We start from the raw sequence: 18,243 nt of genomic DNA, 5'->3' as shown, positions 1-18,243 counted from the left end.
CAATGCCGATCAGTTAAGGATCGGTTGACCGATCCTTAAACTGCTGCACTATAACGGCTTCCACAACAGGGAGCCGTTTTCTTATGCCGCTTCTTAATGACCTGCTCGATTTTAGCGACCATCCCCTTTTGCCTCCGCCTTGTGCACAGATGTTTGCAGAACATCTTCCCGCTGAGTGGATACAGCACTGCCCGACACTCTCTGAGCACGCAACCGTTCGCCGTCGGCGCCTGCCGGGGGATATGGTTATCTGGATGGTCGTGGCAATGGCCTTTTTCCGTAATGAGCCGATTACCGATGTGGTTCGTCGTCTGAACCTGAGTGCCGATGGCGACGCCGGCATGAACCTGCTGGCCCGCAGCGCTGTCACCCAGGCACGCCAGCGCGTGGGGGCGGCACCGGTTGAGTGGCTCTTCCGTCAGACCGCACAGACATGGGGAGCGGAACGCTACCGCAAGGATGACTGGCAGGGGTTGCAACTTTTTGCCGTTGATGGGGCACAGTTCAGAACACCTGACGAGCCTGAGCTTCGTGAATATTACGGCTCAGCGAATACCTCCACCCCACGCCAGAGCGCTTATCCGGTTATGCGTCTGGTGGCCTTAATGAACCTGGGCAGCCATGTGCTACTGGATACCGTGACCGCCCCTTACCGGCGAAGTGAACGGGGTGGAGAAAACGGTCCTGACCTCACTTCCGGCAGACCGCTATAAAGCAAAAGATGTGGCAGAGCTTTACCACTCACGGTGGGAAATCGAAGTCGGGTTCAGAAACCTGAAAAGTAGCCTGCTGGATAATGCGCTGGTGCTGAGAAGCCGTAAGGTTGACCTGCTGGAGCAGGAGGTGTGGGGCATGTTGCTCGCCTATAACCTGATACGTCGTGAGGCGACAAGGGTCGTGGAGAAACACAAAAAAGCGCCCTCAGAAATGAGCTTTAAGTTCGCCTTCCAGTTTATCGCGACGGAAATGATAGTGCTGGGAAATACGGTATCACCGGGGACAATCCCGAAACGGCTGGAGCACCTGCGGGGGAATCTGGAAGCGGTGTTCATAAAAAAACGCCCCCGACCATCAAGGCCGGGGGCAGTTAAGATGTCAAAAACCCGTTATCCGGTGAACGCCTATGCCGCTCCGCTTAAGTGAACGGCATTGCGCCGGATGGCGGGGTTTTTCTTATTTCGCCAGCCCGAGGCGCGGTATCTCAATCGCCGGGCATTTATCCATCACGACGCTTAATCCCGCATTTTGCGCCAGTACAGCAGCCTGCTCGTTTATCACGCCTAACTGCATCCACAGCGTTTTCGCCCCAATGGCAATGGCCTCCTGCGCAACGCCCCAGGCGGCCTCTGAATTGCGGAATACGTCGACCATGTCCACTTTCTTAGGAATATCGGCAAGCGTTGCATAGCCAGCCTGCCCCAGCAGCGTTTTACCCGCCACCTTCGGCGAGACAGGAATAACGTCGTAGCCCTGTTTTAACAGGTAGTCCATCACTCGATAGCTTGGACGATCGGGCTTATCACTCGCGCCCACCAGCGCAATGGTACGGGTTGTTTTCAGGATAGTTTCAATATCACTTTGTTTCATAGCGCCCCCATAAGATGTTATCTGAAGTGTATGCCAAAGCAGGGCTCCCGGCTATTTTTGTACCGGCAACGGGAGAGCGCAATTTCTGAAAATATGTCTATATGTTAATAGATAGGGTTTGGGTAAAATTTTGAAACATCCACCCAGCCAGCTCAACCAGGGAGAGTAACATGAGAGTCGGCCTGCCCGTAGTCACATTGATGTTGATGATGCCAGTGCTGGTCTGGGGAACAACCCTGCGGCTAAGTCCCGAAGTTGATTTACTGGTTCTTGACGGTAAAAAAGTTTCCAGCTCGCTTCTGAAAGGCGCCGAAAGCATTGAACTTGATAATGGGCCACACCAGTTAGTCATTAGGGTGGAAAAAAACCTTAACGTCACTCAACGTGACAGACGCCCTGGATTTTCTCCGCCACTGGTAGTCAGTTTTGACTCCAAAGAGATAGACCTGGTGAATATTATTCTACCGCGCAAAGACGACATACACGCCCAGACGCCTCCCTATATTAAGCTGCTTGATGGTCACGCAAAGCCCATTCCCATCAGAACCGACGTTCTGGAAACGATACCCGATCCCACCGGTACGGATTACGAGGAAGAGACACTGCGCTACAACAAAGCAGGGAAAAAAGCTTCAATGCCGGGGTTCGCGACGCTGACAGCCGTTGACGCCCATGATGTTGCCGCTGCGAAGCCAGCGTTCCCGCCTTCACAGTCTGAAACGCTGACGGAACAAAGGCTGAAGTATTTGTTTAGCCAGGCCGATAAATCGACACGCGCGCGCTTTTTACGCTGGGCAAAAGAGACGCCAACGCCATAGCGAAAACTCGCGCTTTTTTTGACTCCCTTCTCTTGCAGCGCCGGGGGCTTTTAGTAAGCTGTGGGCAACCCCAAAACAGCCCAGGAAAAGACAATGGAATTAACGACCCGCACACTTGCGGTAAAAAAACATATCGCACTGGTCGCCCACGATCACTGTAAGGATGCACTTTTAAAATGGGTACAGCGGCATAAAACCACGCTTGCCAGCCACACGCTATATGCTACCGGGACAACAGGTAATCTGATCCAGCGAGCAACGGGCCTTGAAGTACACGCGATGCTCAGCGGCCCAATGGGAGGCGACCAGCAGGTAGGCGCCTTGATTTCCGAAGGCAAAATTGACGTTCTGATTTTCTTCTGGGATCCGCTTAACGCCGTACCACATGACCCCGACGTTAAAGCCCTGCTGCGGCTGGCCACCGTCTGGAACATCCCGGTAGCCACCAACCTCTCCACCGCCGACTTTATCATTCACTCGCCGGGCTTTAACGAAAGCGTTGATATTCTGATCCCGGACTACCAACGCTATCTCAATGAACGCCTGAAATAATCAGGGCCGGTTCACCGCCGGCACGCCAAGCCGCTTGAGTGTGTCAACAAACACGGAAGGATCCTGTTTGTTAAACATCAGCCAGACACGGTGGCGTGCGCGGGTCAGCGCCACATACAGTAAACGCCGCTCCTCTGCATCCGGGAAATCCTCCGGCTGCGGCAGGAGTGCCTGCTCCATTATCGACTCGCGGGCAGGTGCAGGGAATCCGTCCTTCCTCTCCTGTAAGCCAAGAATAATCACGTAATCCGCCTGCTGCCCCTTACTCGCGTGGATAGTCATAAAATCGAGGTTGAGCTTTGGCCAACGCGTTGCGGCTTTTTCGAGGCTAGCCGGTCGTAAATGGTGATAACGAGCCAGAACCAGAATACGCTGCTCGGGCAGAGCGTAACCGCTAAGTTTATCAAGCAGGTCATCCAGCCGGTCGTCGGCAAGCAGGATAACGGCTTTTTTATCGCCTTTAGTGAGACTGTTCAGCGGCTTGTGTAACTGATGCGGATTCTGCTGAACAAACCCATTGGCAATTTCACCGATACGATCGTTAAAACGGTAGGTGGTATCCAGCGCACAGCTGTCGCCTTCACCGAAATGATGGCTAAATGCGGTCGTCAACGCCATTTCTGCACCGCTAAAGCGGTAGATAGCCTGCCAGTCATCACCCACGGCATACAGGGAAGTATGAGAGTTCTGACGCCGTAAAGCAGCCAGCAATGCAGCGCGCTGCGGAGAGATATCCTGAAACTCATCCACCAGAATATGCTTCCACGGGCTGATAAATCGCCCTTTTTCAAGAACGTTAATTGCCTGGTGGATTAGCCCTGAAAAATCAACCGCCTCTTCGGCTTTAAGGGCCGTTTTCCAGCTTTTCAGCAGCGGAGCCATCAGCTTGATGCGTCTGGTGAATAGCTCCCGTATGTCTTCAGGGGCACTGGCTATCATTTCCGCCTGCGACCCGCCATGCATTCGCATCAGGCCAAGCCAACGGTCCAGACGGCCGGCAAGCCGCTTCGCCAGGCGCTTATCCTGCCAGTACTCGCCGTCGGGGACCTCCCATTCCAGCTCTTCACTCAGCCACTGCCGCCAGCCCTTCGCCATCGCTTTTTTCTCCCGACATTGCTGCTGCCAGCTGTCGATAAGCAATTGATGGCGGCCAGCAGTATCGCTTTCCAGCGCGCTCACCCGAGGCACTTTTTTACTGCCCTGCTGGATGATATGCAGCGCCAGTGAATGGAAAGTTCTGGCAGAAATCGCCTCGGTGTTCAGGCGGCAGGAAATTCGCTCATCCATTTCCTGCGCCGCCTGGCGGCCAAACGCCAACAGCAGGATTTGTTCTTCTGTCGCTTCCCCGCGCTGCAATAACCAGCCCGCCCGAGCCACCAGTACCGAGGTTTTACCGCTCCCCGCCCCGGCCAGCACCAGCAACGAATCCTCGCCATTGACCACCGCGCGCGCCTGAGACGGATTCAGCGGAGAGCTTTCAACCTGTTCGAAGAAGGCGGAATACTTTTCCAGCATGCGTTCGGTATAAGCGGTATTTCGCTGATGGCGTCTCTCTTCACCCTGTTCAAGCCAGGCTTTGCATACCGCCCACGCTTCGCGGCAATTCTCAAATTCACTCAGCCGGCTTTGCGGCAGTGGGAGTGCGGCAATGGCGGCTCGCAGATTATCTTGCAGTCCTTGCATATCGCTACGCTTAAACCACACCTCTTTGCGGGTGCGCTGCGCTATCTCTTCACGTTGCGCGGCAAGCACTTCAGCGGCCACCTCACTCATCTCCGCACTCCAGCTCATCCAGAGCGAATTAAGATGGTGAAAAAACCGCTGCGTTTCCGCCCATTCGGTTCCGTGCAGGCGAACAACTTTGTCGTCAGGGAGAACAAACTCCAGCTCTCCCCACACCAGTCCACGCTTGCAGTTGATCGCTATTAACTGGTTGAATGGGATAAGATATTCATGGCGTTCGCCTTTTACCTCAACGCCGGCAGTCAGCAGCTTAACCCGATTATAGGGGTGCTGCGCTAAATGCTTGCCGAGAGAAGTTGCTTTGAGTTCCATTACGTTATCCGATCCAATGAGGTGGTTGTGGCTCAAGTTTAACTGCCGATGGAATGACGCTCCAGAGTAAAAACGCGTTACAATTGCTGTGGTTATTAAATCTATTATTTTCTGTCAGGAAAGCGTGACTATGCGTACCGTACTTAATGTTTTGAACTTCGTTTTGGGGGGATTTTTAACCACCCTTTCATGGCTATTTGCCACGCTGGTCAGCATTGTGCTGATTTTTACACTACCCCTCACTCGTTCCTGCTGGGAGATAACCAAACTCTCCTTCATCCCTTACGGTAATGAAGCTGTTCACGTTGATGAGCTTAACCCACAGGGTAAAAATGCACTGATGAATACCGGCGGTACGCTGCTGAATATTCTTTGGCTGATCTTCTTTGGCTGGTGGCTGTGTATTATGCATATTCTGGCCGGGATCGCGCAGTGCATTACCGTAATCGGGATCCCGGTTGGCATTGCTAACTTCAAGATTGCGGCCATCGCATTATGGCCAGTTGGTCGCCGAGTCGTATCGGTCGAAATGGCACGTGCTGCGCGTGAAGCCAATGCTCGTCGCCGTTTCCAGTAAGGAGCATTTGTGCTGACCCTAAGCCCACTTGTCCGTCGTTACACCTGGAACAGCGCATGGCTTTATAATTTGCGCATATTTATTGCCCTGACGGGTACGGCGGCGCTGCCGTGGTGGCTGGGTGAAGTAAAGCTGACCATTCCGCTAACGCTTGGGGTTGTTGCCGCAGCCCTTGCCGATTTAGATGACCGCGTAAGCGGGAGGCTGCGTAACTTGCTGATAACGCTGGTCAGCTTTTTTATCGCTTCGGCTTCTGTCGAACTGCTGTTCCCGTGGCCGTGGTTGTTTGCTTTAGGTTTAACAATTTCGACAAGTGGTTTTATTCTTCTCGGAGGGCTGGGCCAGCGCTATGCCACTATCGCTTTTGGTGCGCTGCTTATTGCCATCTATACCATGCTCGGTATTTCTCTCTATGAACACTGGTATCAGCAACCGCTGTTCCTTTTAGCAGGCGCAGTCTGGTACAACCTGCTAACGCTTGCCGGGCATTTGATTTTCCCCATTCGCCCACTGCAGGACAATTTGGCCCGCTGTTACGAAAGTCTTGCGAGTTTCCTGGAGATTAAAGCCACACTGTTTGACCCGGATATTGAAGAAGAAAGTCAGGCTCCGATGCTGCAACTGGCCATGGCTAACAGCCAGTTAGTGACCACCCTGAACCAAACAAAAAGTTCATTACTGACGCGCCTTCGCGGTGACCGCGGCCAGAGAGGAACGCGCAGGACATTGCACTACTATTTTGTTGCCCAGGATATTCACGAACGTGCCAGCTCTTCACATATTCAGTATCAGGCACTGCGCGATAAATTTCGCTACAGCGATGTAATGTTCCGTTTTCAGCGTTTGCTAACCATGCAGTCACAGGCTTGCCAACAGCTTTCACGCTCTATTCTACTGAGAACACCCTACCAGCACGATCCACGTTTTGAGCGTGCTTTCACCCATCTTGATTCAGCCCTGGAGCGTATTCGCGCAAGCCATGCAACCGCTTCGGAAATAAAGGCCTTCGGCTTTCTGATTAATAATCTACGGGCCATTGATGCTCAACTGGCAAACATTGAATCGGAACAGGCCAGTGCCGAGCCGCAAAACGATCCTGAGAACCGCCTTGCCGACGATAAACTGACCGGTTTCGGTGATATCTGGCAGCGCCTGGCGCTAAACTTTACGCCTGAATCAGCGCTATTCCGCCACGCAGTACGCATGTCATTGGTGCTGTGCGTTGGCTACGCGTTTATTCAGTTTACCGGCCTGCAGCACGGTTACTGGATACTGCTTACCAGTTTGTTTGTCTGCCAGCCAAATTACAGCGCTACGCGACGGCGACTTGCGCTACGTATCATCGGTACGCTGGTTGGGGTCGCGGTCGGTCTGCCTTTGCTTTGGCTTGTGCCCTCTCTGGAAGGCCAGTTAATACTGCTGGTCATTACCGGCGTTCTATTCTTCGCTTTCCGTAATGTTCAGTACGCCCATGCAACCATGTTCATCACGCTGCTGGTACTGCTGTGCTTTAATCTGCTTGGCGAAGGCTTTGAAGTCGCGCTTCCGCGCGTTTTTGATACGCTGCTGGGCTGCGCAATAGCCTGGGCTGCGGTAAGTTTTATCTGGCCAGACTGGCGGTTTCGGCGGCTGTCTCTGGTTGTTGAGCGTGCTTTCAATGCCAACTGCCGCTATCTGGATGCGATTCTTGAGCAGTATCATCAGGGGCGAGATAACCGTCTTGAATATCGTATTGCGCGGCGAGATGCCCATAACAAAGACGCCGAACTGGCTTCCGTTGTGTCTAACATGTCATCTGAGCCTCGCGTATCAGCAGAGATGCGCGAAGCTGCATTCCGCCTGCTTTGTCTCAACCATTCCTTTAATAGCTACATCTCTGCCTTAGGCGCACACCGGGAAAAACTTAGCCATGGTGATACGCTAATGCTGCTTGATGATGCCGTTTGCTATGTCGATGATGCCCTTCACCATCTCCCGGTGGATGAAGAACGCGTTCAGACCGCTCTCAGCGGGCTTTCTGCTCGTATCTCGCAGCTTGAGGCACGAGCGGAAACAAAAGAGCCGCTGGTACTACAGCAAATCGGGCTACTGATTGCCCTTCTGCCAGAAATATCACGCCTTCAGCAGCAAATATCTCAGTGGTCAGAATAGTGATGGTGGCGTCGCTCATAGCGGCGCCACCATTCCGTTAATTCTTCCCTGACCTGCGCCGGCAGAACCGCTTCATGTACTCCCTGAATTGCGCCCGCAAGCGCGAGCAGTACTTTAATTCCCACCGCTTTCCTGGTATGCCGCAACTTCAGCCATGAGCGCTTTGCGCCGAATAGCTGTAGCGTTTGCGGATCGCTAATACCCACTTCACGGAGCATAACTTCAATATTTAATGAAAGATTGGGGAGATCCTTAAGCCGGCGCGAACAGAACTTACGCTGTGTTTTCTCACGCTGCGCGCTTCTTAGCGCCTGAAGAGAGAGCTGGATAAGTTTGTCCTGATTCTCCCAGAGCTCCTCATCCACGCGGTAGTAATTGAGTGCAATGGGCAGCCCGCGTTTGCTGTACATAAGAGACGGTGCCGATTTTTTGCTGAAATAATCAGCACATTGTTCACAGGCACGCAGATAAAGTTCACCTTCGGCAACCATAGCGAAGACCACTCCCTCAACTGCCAGGCTGTAGCCACCAAACAACGGCCGATAACCAATTTTACCCAGGGACGAAAGATATTCCTGCGATTTATGAATCCTGACATACGTAACGTCTTTCATAATATATCCTTATAAATCAACCATTAAATAGTCAACATGGTTACTCACTCCCCTAATATCAGAAAATAAGTAACGTTACGGTCAATGGCAACGACAATTTCACCTCTGGCAGGTTTGCATAAAGAAAATGCGAAACACTTTCCGAAATTATGGTTGATCTTTGTTCGTACAGGTATTACTGTATATTCATACAGTAACCCATTAGGCGGGACTCACTATGCACTCACATAACTTTCACACTCATCTTCGTCATGTTGCAGTCGCTGCGCACTCCCCTGCTCAGTCACTATCTGATAACAGCGCACAGGGGTTAATTAGTGAAATGGTATACAGTGAAGACAACCCGTCGGTTACGCAGTTTATTCTGCTACCTTTATTGCAGCAGTTGGGACAACAGTCTCGCTGGCAGCTGTGGCTCACACCACAGCAAAAGCTCAGCCGTGAATGGTTGCTGGCAGCGGGGTTACCGCTAGCAAAAGTGATGCAGACGAGTCAGTTAGATCCCCTTTGCACCGTTGACGCGATGGTGAAGGCTCTCCAGACGGGAAATTACAGCGTGGTGATCGGTTGGTTACCAGAAGAATTAACAGATGAAGAACATATGCGGCTGACTATTGCAGCAGAAACCGGGAACGCAATGGGCTTCATAATGCGTCCAACCAGCAACATGACATCCGGTTCAAGACCACGAAATGGCCTAAAAATTCATTCTAGTTTGTATCATTAAGTAAATTTAGGAGAAATCCTGGAATTTTTTCATCGCGCCACATAATCCGCTGCCCTGACTCAAAAATCCCCGCCATGTGGCGGTTTGACGGGGTTCAATGGATGTACCTCACGTTCAAAAAGCGGTCCATTCTGTAAAAAAATATGTATGCAAGTCGTTTTTTTTCATATGCCTGACGGACTTCACACTTGTAACTTTTCAACTACGTTGTAGACTTTACCTCGCCAGGGTTGCTCTTCATAACACCGATATATCGGTAGAGTAACAATTGAGCATAAACCCGGGCGAAGGATTTAACCCTGGGCTTTAAATTGGTTTAGAGCTCATGGCCTTTTGGATGATAATGAGGCGCAAAAAATGAAAAAGACAGCTATCGCGATTGCAGTGGCACTGGCTGGCTTCGCTACCGTAGCGCAGGCCGCACCGAAAGATAACACCTGGTACACTGGTGCTAAACTGGGCTGGTCCCAGTACCACGACACCGGTTTCTACGGTAACGGCTATGACCGTGGTATCGGCAGTGGCCCGACCCACGAAAGCCAACTGGGTGCTGGCGCATTCGGTGGTTACCAGGTTAACCCGTACGTTGGTTTCGAAATGGGTTATGACTGGCTGGGCCGTATGCCTTACAAAGGCACCCCAGAAAACGGTGCTTTCAAAGCTCAGGGCGTGCAGCTGACCGCTAAACTGGGTTACCCAATCACTGACGATCTGGACATCTACACCCGTCTGGGTGGTATGGTTTGGCGTGCAGACTCTACCGCGCAGAACGCTGCTGGTGACCGTCTGAAAGACCACGACACCGGTGTTTCTCCAGTATTCGCTGGTGGTGTTGAGTGGGCAGTTACCCGTGACATCGCTACCCGTCTGGAATACCAGTGGGTTAACAACATCGGTGATGCACAGACCGTTGGTACTCGTCCGGACAACGGCATGCTGAGCGTAGGTGTTTCCTACCGCTTCGGCCAGCAAGAAGCTGCTGCTCCAGTTGTAGCGCCAGCTCCGGCACCAGCTCCAGAAGTACAGACCAAGCACTTCACTCTGAAGTCTGACGTTCTGTTCAACTTCAACAAAGCGACCCTGAAACCAGAAGGTCAGCAGGCACTGGATCAGCTGTACACCCAGCTGAGCAACCTGGATCCGAAAGACGGTTCCGTAGTTGTTCTGGGTTACACCGACCGTATCGGTTCTGAGCAGTACAACCTGAAACTGTCTGAAAAACGTGCACAGAGCGTTGTTGATTACCTGATTTCTAAAGGTATCCCAGCGAACAAAATCTCTCCACGTGGCATGGGCAAAGCTAACCCAGTTACCGGCAACACCTGTGACAACGTAGCGCCTAAAGCTAAACTGATCGACTGCCTGGCTCCAGATCGTCGCGTTGAGATCGAAGTTAAAGGTATCAAAGAAGTTGTAACTCAGCCTGCGGCATAAGTTACTCTTTCTTGAACAAAAACCCCGCCATGGCGGGGTTTTTTATTGGCTGGGATATCGCGATAGCTTCATCACTCTCCCACCTTCACAATGTCACTTTTTGCTCAGCATCGCCTGCAGATCCTGCTTAAGCGTCGACATCTTGCTTTCCACCTTCTCTTTACGTTCCGCATCTTCAATCAGCTGAACAACCGTTTCAGAAAGCGTATTACCACGGCGCTGTGCAAGCCCGGCCAGACGCTGCCAGACAAGGTATTCAAGATCGATGGACTTTTTACGGGTATGCTGATGCTCAGCGTTAAAATGCCTTTTACGCCGCGCACGGATAGTCTGCTTCATGCGGTTATGCAGCGCCGGATTCATGTGCTGGTCAATCCAGTTCTGAACCAAAACCGGTACGTTTTCCAGCGTCAGCAGCTGCTCCACGGCCTCTTGTGCTGCACTGGCTTCGATGTATCGCGTAATTAATTCCCCTTCGCGATGTTTCTTCACCAGATACTTCCACTTCCAGCCGCTCTCGAGATTTTCCAACTGTTGATATTTCATTGTGATCTCAGTGTGACCGTGTAACTTAGTTCAGAATAACAGTTTTTCCGCCATTCGCTGAACTGAAAATCAAAGCTGTGAGGGGGATAAAACTGTGTTACTGCTTTATCCGTGTGCTACCCGGACGATTCTTGTATAATCGCGCCTTTGACATCTCATTAAAAAATATAGCGACTTTGACGACTAATCGACTTGACTGGCGTGCCCTGGTGCCTGATACCGAAAGCTATCAGGCAATTTTTGCACAGCCTTATGATACCGACTCTGCCCCTCTTTCTGCGGTTCAACCTCGTTTACTTTACGGGATTGAGCAACTCAACCTTTCCGTCTCTTCTGTCGACCTGATGCTGGTAAAAGCACCAGAAGAGCAAGAATATCTGGATCTTATCGCAGCGGCCGTTGAAGAAACGCGCGGTGAAGCCGAAGCGCTCACCGGCGGACATTACCTCATTGAAGGGAACCGCGTTACGCTACGCCCTGCAGAGCAAGCTGACGACAACTTCGCTTCCAGCGGAGAAGTTATCGCAGCCGACTGGGTCGAAGCGGAGCAGCTGTTCGGCTGCGTACGCCTGTTTGCGGGCGAAGTTACCCTCGAACCCGGACTGATTCATCGTGCTAACGGTGGCGTACTGGTTCTGTCTTTGCGTAGTGTCCTTGCCCAACCCCTGCTGTGGCTACGCCTGAAGCAAATGATGATTCAGGGCCGTTTCGACTGGATTTCGCCGGACGAAACCCGCCCGCTGCCGGTCAAAATTCCGTCATTAGCTCTGGACTTCAAATTGGTGCTGGTTGGCGAACGCGATTCGCTGGCCGATTTCCAGGAAATGGAAATGGATCTGGCTTCTGCCGCTATCTACAGTGAATTTGAAGATAATCTGCAAATCGCCTCTGCGGACGAAATGGCTCTCTGGTGCCAGTGGATATACGCCATTGCCGAGAAGAAGTCACTGCCAGCCCCCGCTGCGGATGCCTGGCAACCGCTGATTCGAGAAGCGGTGCGCTATACTGGCGATCAGGAAACACTGCCGCTCTGCCCATCATGGATTTCGCGCCAGCTACGTGAAGTCGCACCGTTTACGGAAGAAAGTACCTTCACTGCCGCACACCTCCTGCAAATGCTGGAACAGCGTGAATGGCGCGAAGGTTTCCTCGCCGAGTGCATGCAGGATGAAATCCTGCTTGAACAGATTCTGATTGAAACCGAAGGCGAAATGATAGGCCAGATCAACGCCCTGTCGGTGATTGAGTTCCCGGGTCATCCACGCGCGTTTGGTGAGCCCTCCCGCATTAGCTGCGTGGTTCACGTAGGCGACGGTGAGTTCACCGACGTTGAGCGTAAGGCGGAACTTGGCGGTAACATTCATGCCAAAGGCATGATGATCATGCAGGCGTTTCTGATGTCTGAGCTACAGCTCGATCAGCAGATTCCATTTTCTGCATCCATTACTTTTGAGCAGTCCTACAGCGAAGTAGACGGCGATAGCGCTTCGATGGCTGAACTTTGCGCGCTGATTAGCGCCCTTGCCAATGTCCCGATTTATCAGCACATCGCAATAACCGGCTCCGTCGATCAGTTTGGCCGCGTTCAGCCCGTTGGCGGGTTGAACGAAAAAGTGGAAGGGTTCTTCCGCATTTGCCAGCAGCGCGAGTTCAGCGGGCTTCAGGGTGTTATTATTCCTTTAGCTAACGTACGCCACCTGTCGCTGCATAAAGATGTTCTGGAGGCCGTCGAGCAAAATAAATTCTCGATTTGGGCTATTGACGACGTGGCCGATGCCCTGCCGTTATTGACCAATCTCCCGTGGGATGGCGAAGGGCAAAACACCCTGATGCGTGCGGTGCAGGAGCGTATTGCTCAGGCTTCGGCGCCGGATGTTCGCCAGCGCTTTCCGTGGCCGCTACGCTGGCTCAACTGGTTCAACCACAACTGATCGGACTTGTTGAGCGTACACGTGTTAGCTAACCTGCGTGCTTCATTATAAAAAGGCTTACTGTAGACATGGTAGATAAACGCGAATCCTATACGAAAGAAGATCTTCTTGCCTCTGGTCGTGGCGAACTGTTTGGCGCTGAAGGCCCACGGTTACCCGCGCCTCCAATGCTGATGATGGACCGCGTGGTCAAAATGACCGAAGACGGCGGTAACTTCGATAAAGGTTACGTTGAAGCAGAATTAGATATTACCCCTGACCTGTGGTTCTTTGCTTGCCACTTTATTGGCGATCCGGTGATGCCTGGCTGCCTGGGCCTGGATGCCATGTGGCAGCTGGTTGGGTTCTACCTCGGCTGGCTCGGCGGCGAAGGTAAAGGCCGTGCGCTGGGCGTAGGTGAAGTCAAACTGGCGGGGCAAATCCTGCCAACGGCGAAAAAGGTCACCTACCGTATTCACTTTAAGCGCGTTATCAACCGCCGCCTGATTATGGGCATGGCCGATGGCGAAGTGCTGGTGGATGGCCGCGTGATCTACACCGCCACCGACATGAAAGTGGGTCTGTTCAAAGACACTACCGCTTTCTAATACGGCCTCGTTAAGCTTTATCGCTAAGGCATCCATTGTTTGCAATGGGTGCCTTTTTGTTATCAGTTGCAAGCGAACGCACGAATTTTCGCCGTGGTTTTTATGGCGTTAATTGCTTAAACAACGTTCGAAATCACAAATCGTGAAGATAAAAAACGGCCCCTCTTGTCTGAAAAATGTTATGCGTTATGTTGATTTTTAGTTTCTCGAATGTAACTAGAGGTTAACAATAATGTCGAATAAGTTACGTGTCTCTTTCCTTGCTTCTGCCGTTCTGCTCTCTACCTCCGCGCTTTCTGCCGTGCCTCAGGGCTATCCGGCTGATTATCAGAAAATCATTGCTGCCGCGACTAAAGAAGGCAAAGTGGTACTCTACTCCACCACCGACACCAAAACCGCCGCGCCGCTCATTCAGGGCTTTGAGGCCGCTTACCCGGGTATCAAGGTAGAATATAACGACATGAACAGCACCGAGCTGTATAACCGTTATATCAGCGAGCAGGCCGCAGGCGGGACCAGCGGTGACGTTGTCTGGAGCTCTTCGATGGACACTGCCTTGAAGCTCGCCACCGACTATGCTCAGGAGTACAAATCCCCCGAACAAGGCCAGTTGCCTAAGTGGGCGGTATGGAAAGACAAGGCGTACGGCACCACCTACGAGCCGGTTATTTTTATCTACAATAAACGCCTGATCCCGGCAAACGAAGTGCCTGAAAGCCACGAGGCGCTGGCCAAACTGATTGCCAGCCAGCCGGATAAATTCAGCAAAAAGGTCACTACCTACGATATCGAAAAATCCGGTCTTGGTTTTATGCTCTCCGTCCAGGATTACAAGGCCGATCCGAACTACTTTAAAACGCTGGCAGACATAGCCAAAGGGGGTCTTTCGGTCCAGTCTTCCACCGGGACGATGATGGAGCGTGTTTCCTCCGGTGAGAACCTGATTGGCTTCAACATCCTGGGCTCCTACGCCGAAGCACGCGCCAAAACGGATACCTCTCTCGGTATTGCCTGGCCGAAGGACTATACCCTGGTGCTGTCACGCGTATCCTTTATCAGCAGTGAAGCCAAAAACAGCAACGCGGCAAAGCTGTGGATTGACTACGTGCTGTCTGAGAAAGGACAAAATATTCTTGCCAACAAGGCCGATATTCCGTCCATTCGTAATGATATCGACGGTGACAACGATATCGACGGTATGACTAAGAAGCTCGGCAATGCGCTAAAACCAATCCCGGTTGATGAAACCCTGCTGGAATACCTGCAGCAGAAAAAACGTCTGGACTACATCAAGCAGTGGCGCGAAGCCGCCGCGAAATAATCCTTTGATGAGGCGCACCGTCCGGCTGCGCCTCGCTTAACCCGAACACATTAGGCTATTCAGGCTTACTGACCTGAGGGATCGTTACATGGATGCATTACGCAGAAAGTGGCAGAGCCTGCCGCGCGGCATCGTGGTGCTGATAACTGCGCTGGTTATCTATATTCCACTGTCGTTTATCGTTATACAGAGCTTCCTTTCGGCGCCGTTTTTTTCGCCGTCGAAAGAGTGGAGTATTGAGTCCTTTGAGTTCATCTTCACCGACTCCGATTTTTACCTGGCGCTGAAAAGCGGCTTTATCCTGGCCTTTGGGCTGGTGATTATTGCCATCCCGCTGGGCGGCATTCTGGCTTTCCTGATGGTTCGTACCGACCTGCCCGGCAGGCGGATCATTGAGCCGCTGATTCTGGTGCCTATCTTCGTATCTCCTATGGTGCTGGGATTCGGCTACGTGGTGGCCGCAGGCCCGGTCGGTTTCTTCTCTCTGTGGGCTCAGTCGCTGCTTGGTTTCGTGCCGTGGAATATCTACGACATGTCGAGCATCGTGGTGATTGCCGGCCTGACGCACGTTCCCCATGCCTATCTCTATATTTCCTCGGCGCTACGTAGCGTAGGCTCTGATGTGGAGGAAGCGGCCCGCATCGCAGGCGCAACGCCGCTTCAGGTGATGACTGCCGTCAGCCTGCCGATGGTGCGCCCGGCGATGCTTTACGCCACCGTGCTGCTGTTCTTCCTCGGGCTGGAAGTTTTCGGCCTGATGCTCGTGCTGGGCGATCCGGAAGGCAATATGGTGCTGGCGACCTACCTCTACAAGCTCACCAATAAGCTCGGCACGCCTTCTTATCACCTGATGGCTGCCGTCGCCGTGGTGCTGATTTGTATCACTATTCCGCTGGTCATGCTGCAACGCCGCCTGATGCGCACGGCAAATCGCTTTGTCACCGTCAAAGGCAAAGCCTCTCAGGCGCGCGCCTTACCGCTTGGAAAATGGCGCTGGGTCGCAGGCGCTGTGGTGGCGTTCTGGCTGACCGTTACCATCGGTGTACCGCTGATTGGCGTTATCCTTCGTTCCTTTATTTCCAACTGGGGCGTGGGCGTTTCGCTGTGGGATGAGCTGTCGCTCAATACCTTCCGCACTATCTGGGAACAGCCCAACCTGCTGCGGGCCATCGTCAACTCTATGGCGATTGGCGTCATCGGCGGTGCGCTGGCGGTGGTTTGCTACCTGTTTATCGGCATCGCTATGCACAGAAAGCCGGATAACGTCACTCGTTTCTTAGACTACAGCGTGCTGGTACCCCGTGCCGTGCCTGGCCTGCTGGCCGGTCTGGCCTTTCTGTGGGTGTTCTTATTCCTGCCCATGTGGCTCGATAACGCGCTGAAATCCGGCTGGCTTTCGGGTATGCCGTGGTCCCAGTGGCTGCGGGATAACCTTATCGTCTGGTTGCGCTCGCTGCGCAGCACGATATTCAGCGTCTGGCTGGCCTATACCGTCGTGTGGATGGCCTATGGCCTGCGCCTTATCTCGTCTACCCTGCTGCAGGTTGGGCCGGAGCTGGAAGAGGCCGCCCGCAGCACCGGGGCAAGCCGCGGACAGATTACCCGTCACGTCACCATCCCATTGTCGCGCTACGGCCTGATTGGCTCCTGGCTGCTGATGTTCCTGATCTTTGAGCGTGAATATTCTACCGGTGTCTACCTGCTTTCACCCGGCACCGAAACCATCGGCTCAATGCTGGTTTCGCTGTGGGCGGCAGGCGCCATCGATATTGTCGCCGCACTTTCCTTTATCAATATTCTGTTCGTGGTGTTAGGGCTCGGCATTGCCCTTCGTTTTGGAGTGAAATTACATGATTGAGTTATCGGTCGAGAACCTGCACTTAACCTACGGCGACAACCCGGTGCTGAAAGGCGTTTCCATGGATCTCAAACGCGGTGAGGTCGTCTCACTGCTTGGTCCTTCCGGCAGCGGCAAAACCACGCTGCTACGCGCCGTCGCCGGGCTGGAAAAGCCCACCCAGGGCACTATTGTTATCGGGAAAAGCAACGTTTACGACGGTGCGTCCCGTAAAGAGATCCCAGCGGAGGAACGTAACCTGGGGCTGGTATTCCAGTCTTATGCCCTGTGGCCGCATAAAACCGTCTTTGAAAATGTCGCTTACCCGCTAAAGCTGCGTAAAGTGGCGACGGCGGAGATCAATCAGCGGGTGCAGGCGGTTTTGGATCAGCTGGGCCTGGGTCACCTCGGCCAGCGCCATCCTTATCAGCTTTCCGGCGGGCAGCAGCAGCGCGTGGCCATTGGCCGGGCGCTGGTGTATAACCCACCGGTGATTTTGCTGGATGAGCCGCTTTCCAACCTGGATGCGAAGCTACGCGAAGAGGCGCGCGTCTTCCTGCGTGAGCTGATTATCAAGCTCGGCCTGTCAGCGCTGATGGTTACCCACGACCAAAACGAAGCGATGGCGATTTCCGACCGAATCCTGCTGCTGAATAACGGCAAAATAGAGCAACAGGGCACGCCGCAGGAGATGTATGGCTCGCCGCAAACGCTCTTTACCGCCGAGTTTATGGGCAGCAACAACCGCCTGAACGGCAAGGTGACCGAAGTGCGCGACGGCAAAGCACGCATCGAAGGCTGCGACTGGGCGCTATGGGGGCAAGCAGGCGCTGGCGTAGTGGCCGGGCAGGAAGGCACGGCGGTGATTCGCGTTGAGCGCGTCCGTATTGCAGACCAGCCGGGAGAAAACGGCATGACGCTGCCGCTGTTGACCAGCATGTATTTAGGCGACCGTTGGGAGTATTTATTCCGTACCGCGGGGGATGATTTCGTTATCCGCGCCTACGGCAATGAAATGCGTGACGCTCAACCGCATCATCTGCAGCTGCCAGAACAGCACGTCTGGATTTTCCCTAAACCCTGATTGATTTTACATGGGCTCAAAAAGGCGAAACCTCCGCACGGCGGAGGTTTCTTTTTCTAAAGAGACAGTGATTACGCAGTAACCGCCCTGTCTTCCATGGCTTCTCGCCAGCCTCCCATCCAATAGGACCTCTGATTCAGAGTCTGATATGGACAAATCTCTTTTGAGCGTCCGGCGATACCTGCTTGATAACCACGTTGATGTGCCCGTTCCAGGCGATCTCGTTTTTGTCTCTTCATGCCTCGTTTCCCTCATTACATTGTCTGGTGGAAAAGAAAACAGTGATTACAAAGTGTGCAACCACAGGTAATCAATAACGCGAAATGGCATGAGCGTCAATGCGCAAAATTCACGCCAATGTCATATTTATGCGCTATTCTGGTTATCTTTTCGGCGAAAAGTCGGGCTATCTCAGCGCTAAG

At 52.9% G+C, this 18,243-nt stretch carries 16 protein-coding genes and 1 pseudogene; 12 read left to right on the top strand and 5 right to left on the bottom strand.

From position 1 onward, the window contains the following. The first annotated feature begins 83 nt into the window (after positions 1 to 83). Positions 84 to 1,143, top strand: a pseudogene (locus VGM55_RS01440) (transposase domain-containing protein). A 30-nt stretch (positions 1,144 to 1,173) separates the two neighbouring features. Here VGM55_RS01440 and VGM55_RS01435 read toward each other — a convergent pair. Next, entirely contained in the window at positions 1,174 to 1,587 is a 414-nt protein-coding gene (locus tag VGM55_RS01435; RefSeq protein ID WP_154184949.1) for a CoA-binding protein, read from the bottom strand. A gap of 170 nt (positions 1,588 to 1,757) precedes the next feature. On the opposite strand from VGM55_RS01435, the gene VGM55_RS01430 reads away from it, so the two are divergent. Beyond that, positions 1,758 to 2,405 (top strand): DUF2057 family protein, encoded by a 648-nt coding sequence (locus tag VGM55_RS01430; protein ID WP_154184950.1) that lies wholly within the window; start codon positions 1,758 to 1,760, stop codon positions 2,403 to 2,405. A gap of 93 nt (positions 2,406 to 2,498) precedes the next feature. Further along, entirely contained in the window at positions 2,499 to 2,957 is a 459-nt protein-coding gene (gene mgsA / locus VGM55_RS01425) for a methylglyoxal synthase (protein ID WP_154184951.1), read from the top strand. On the opposite strand, the gene helD is transcribed toward mgsA, so the two are convergent. Beyond that, the gene (gene helD, locus VGM55_RS01420) at positions 2,958 to 5,012 is read right to left on the bottom strand and encodes a DNA helicase IV (protein WP_331634349.1); all 2,055 of its coding nucleotides are present in this window, start codon (positions 5,010 to 5,012) and stop codon (positions 2,958 to 2,960) included. It abuts the gene before it with no gap. 130 nt (positions 5,013 to 5,142) lie between these two features. On the opposite strand from helD, the gene VGM55_RS01415 reads away from it, so the two are divergent. Further along, entirely contained in the window at positions 5,143 to 5,589 is a 447-nt protein-coding gene (locus VGM55_RS01415) for a YccF domain-containing protein (RefSeq protein WP_154184953.1), read from the top strand. Positions 5,590 to 5,598: 9 nt separating this feature from the next. Further along, a complete protein-coding gene (gene yccS / locus VGM55_RS01410) occupies positions 5,599 to 7,740 on the top strand; it encodes a YccS family putative transporter (RefSeq protein ID WP_331634348.1) in 2,142 nt (713 codons plus the stop codon). On the opposite strand, the gene VGM55_RS01405 is transcribed toward yccS, so the two are convergent. Continuing rightward, positions 7,725 to 8,354 (bottom strand): TfoX/Sxy family DNA transformation protein, encoded by a 630-nt coding sequence (locus VGM55_RS01405; protein WP_154184954.1) that lies wholly within the window; start codon positions 8,352 to 8,354, stop codon positions 7,725 to 7,727. The genes yccS and VGM55_RS01405 overlap by 16 nt on opposite strands. 217 nt (positions 8,355 to 8,571) lie before the next feature. Between VGM55_RS01405 and sulA the strand changes: the two genes are divergently transcribed. Continuing rightward, positions 8,572 to 9,081, top strand: coding sequence for an SOS-induced cell division inhibitor SulA (gene sulA / locus VGM55_RS01400; protein WP_154184955.1), 510 nt, complete (start codon positions 8,572 to 8,574; stop codon positions 9,079 to 9,081). A gap of 357 nt (positions 9,082 to 9,438) precedes the next feature. Continuing rightward, positions 9,439 to 10,515: a porin OmpA gene (gene ompA / locus VGM55_RS01395; protein ID WP_154184956.1), complete on the top strand. Its 1,077-nt coding sequence runs from the start codon at positions 9,439 to 9,441 to the stop codon at positions 10,513 to 10,515. Between the two features lie 93 nt (positions 10,516 to 10,608). On the opposite strand, the gene matP is transcribed toward ompA, so the two are convergent. Next, on the bottom strand, positions 10,609 to 11,061 hold the full coding sequence (matP, locus tag VGM55_RS01390; protein ID WP_154184957.1) for a macrodomain Ter protein MatP: 453 nt from the start codon (positions 11,059 to 11,061) through the stop codon (positions 10,609 to 10,611). A gap of 176 nt (positions 11,062 to 11,237) precedes the next feature. On the opposite strand from matP, the gene VGM55_RS01385 reads away from it, so the two are divergent. The 5 genes from VGM55_RS01385 (at position 11,238) to VGM55_RS01365 (ending at position 17,821) form a co-directional block, all read left to right on the top strand. Next, on the top strand, positions 11,238 to 12,992 hold the full coding sequence (locus VGM55_RS01385; RefSeq protein ID WP_331634347.1) for a Lon protease family protein: 1,755 nt from the start codon (positions 11,238 to 11,240) through the stop codon (positions 12,990 to 12,992). Positions 12,993 to 13,060: 68 nt separating this feature from the next. Next, a complete protein-coding gene (gene fabA, locus VGM55_RS01380) occupies positions 13,061 to 13,579 on the top strand; it encodes a bifunctional 3-hydroxydecanoyl-ACP dehydratase/trans-2-decenoyl-ACP isomerase (RefSeq protein ID WP_154184959.1) in 519 nt (172 codons plus the stop codon). Positions 13,580 to 13,811: 232 nt separating this feature from the next. Beyond that, positions 13,812 to 14,900, top strand: coding sequence for an ABC transporter substrate-binding protein (locus VGM55_RS01375; RefSeq protein WP_331634345.1), 1,089 nt, complete (start codon positions 13,812 to 13,814; stop codon positions 14,898 to 14,900). A gap of 88 nt (positions 14,901 to 14,988) precedes the next feature. Further along, a complete protein-coding gene (locus VGM55_RS01370) occupies positions 14,989 to 16,758 on the top strand; it encodes an ABC transporter permease (protein WP_154184961.1) in 1,770 nt (589 codons plus the stop codon). After that, on the top strand, positions 16,751 to 17,821 hold the full coding sequence (locus tag VGM55_RS01365; protein WP_331634344.1) for an ABC transporter ATP-binding protein: 1,071 nt from the start codon (positions 16,751 to 16,753) through the stop codon (positions 17,819 to 17,821). Before VGM55_RS01370 ends, VGM55_RS01365 begins: the two co-directional genes overlap by 8 nt. A gap of 71 nt (positions 17,822 to 17,892) precedes the next feature. On the opposite strand, the gene rmf is transcribed toward VGM55_RS01365, so the two are convergent. Continuing rightward, on the bottom strand, positions 17,893 to 18,060 hold the full coding sequence (gene rmf, locus VGM55_RS01360) for a ribosome modulation factor (protein ID WP_008461244.1): 168 nt from the start codon (positions 18,058 to 18,060) through the stop codon (positions 17,893 to 17,895). Positions 18,061 to 18,243 lie beyond the last annotated feature (183 nt).

Origin of the sequence: Cedecea sp. (assembly GCF_036500665.1) — a bacterium.
Taxonomy (GTDB): Bacteria; Pseudomonadota; Gammaproteobacteria; order Enterobacterales; family Enterobacteriaceae; genus Cedecea.
Note: the sequence above shows the minus strand (reverse complement) of the source record. Positions and strands in the feature narration are given on the sequence as shown.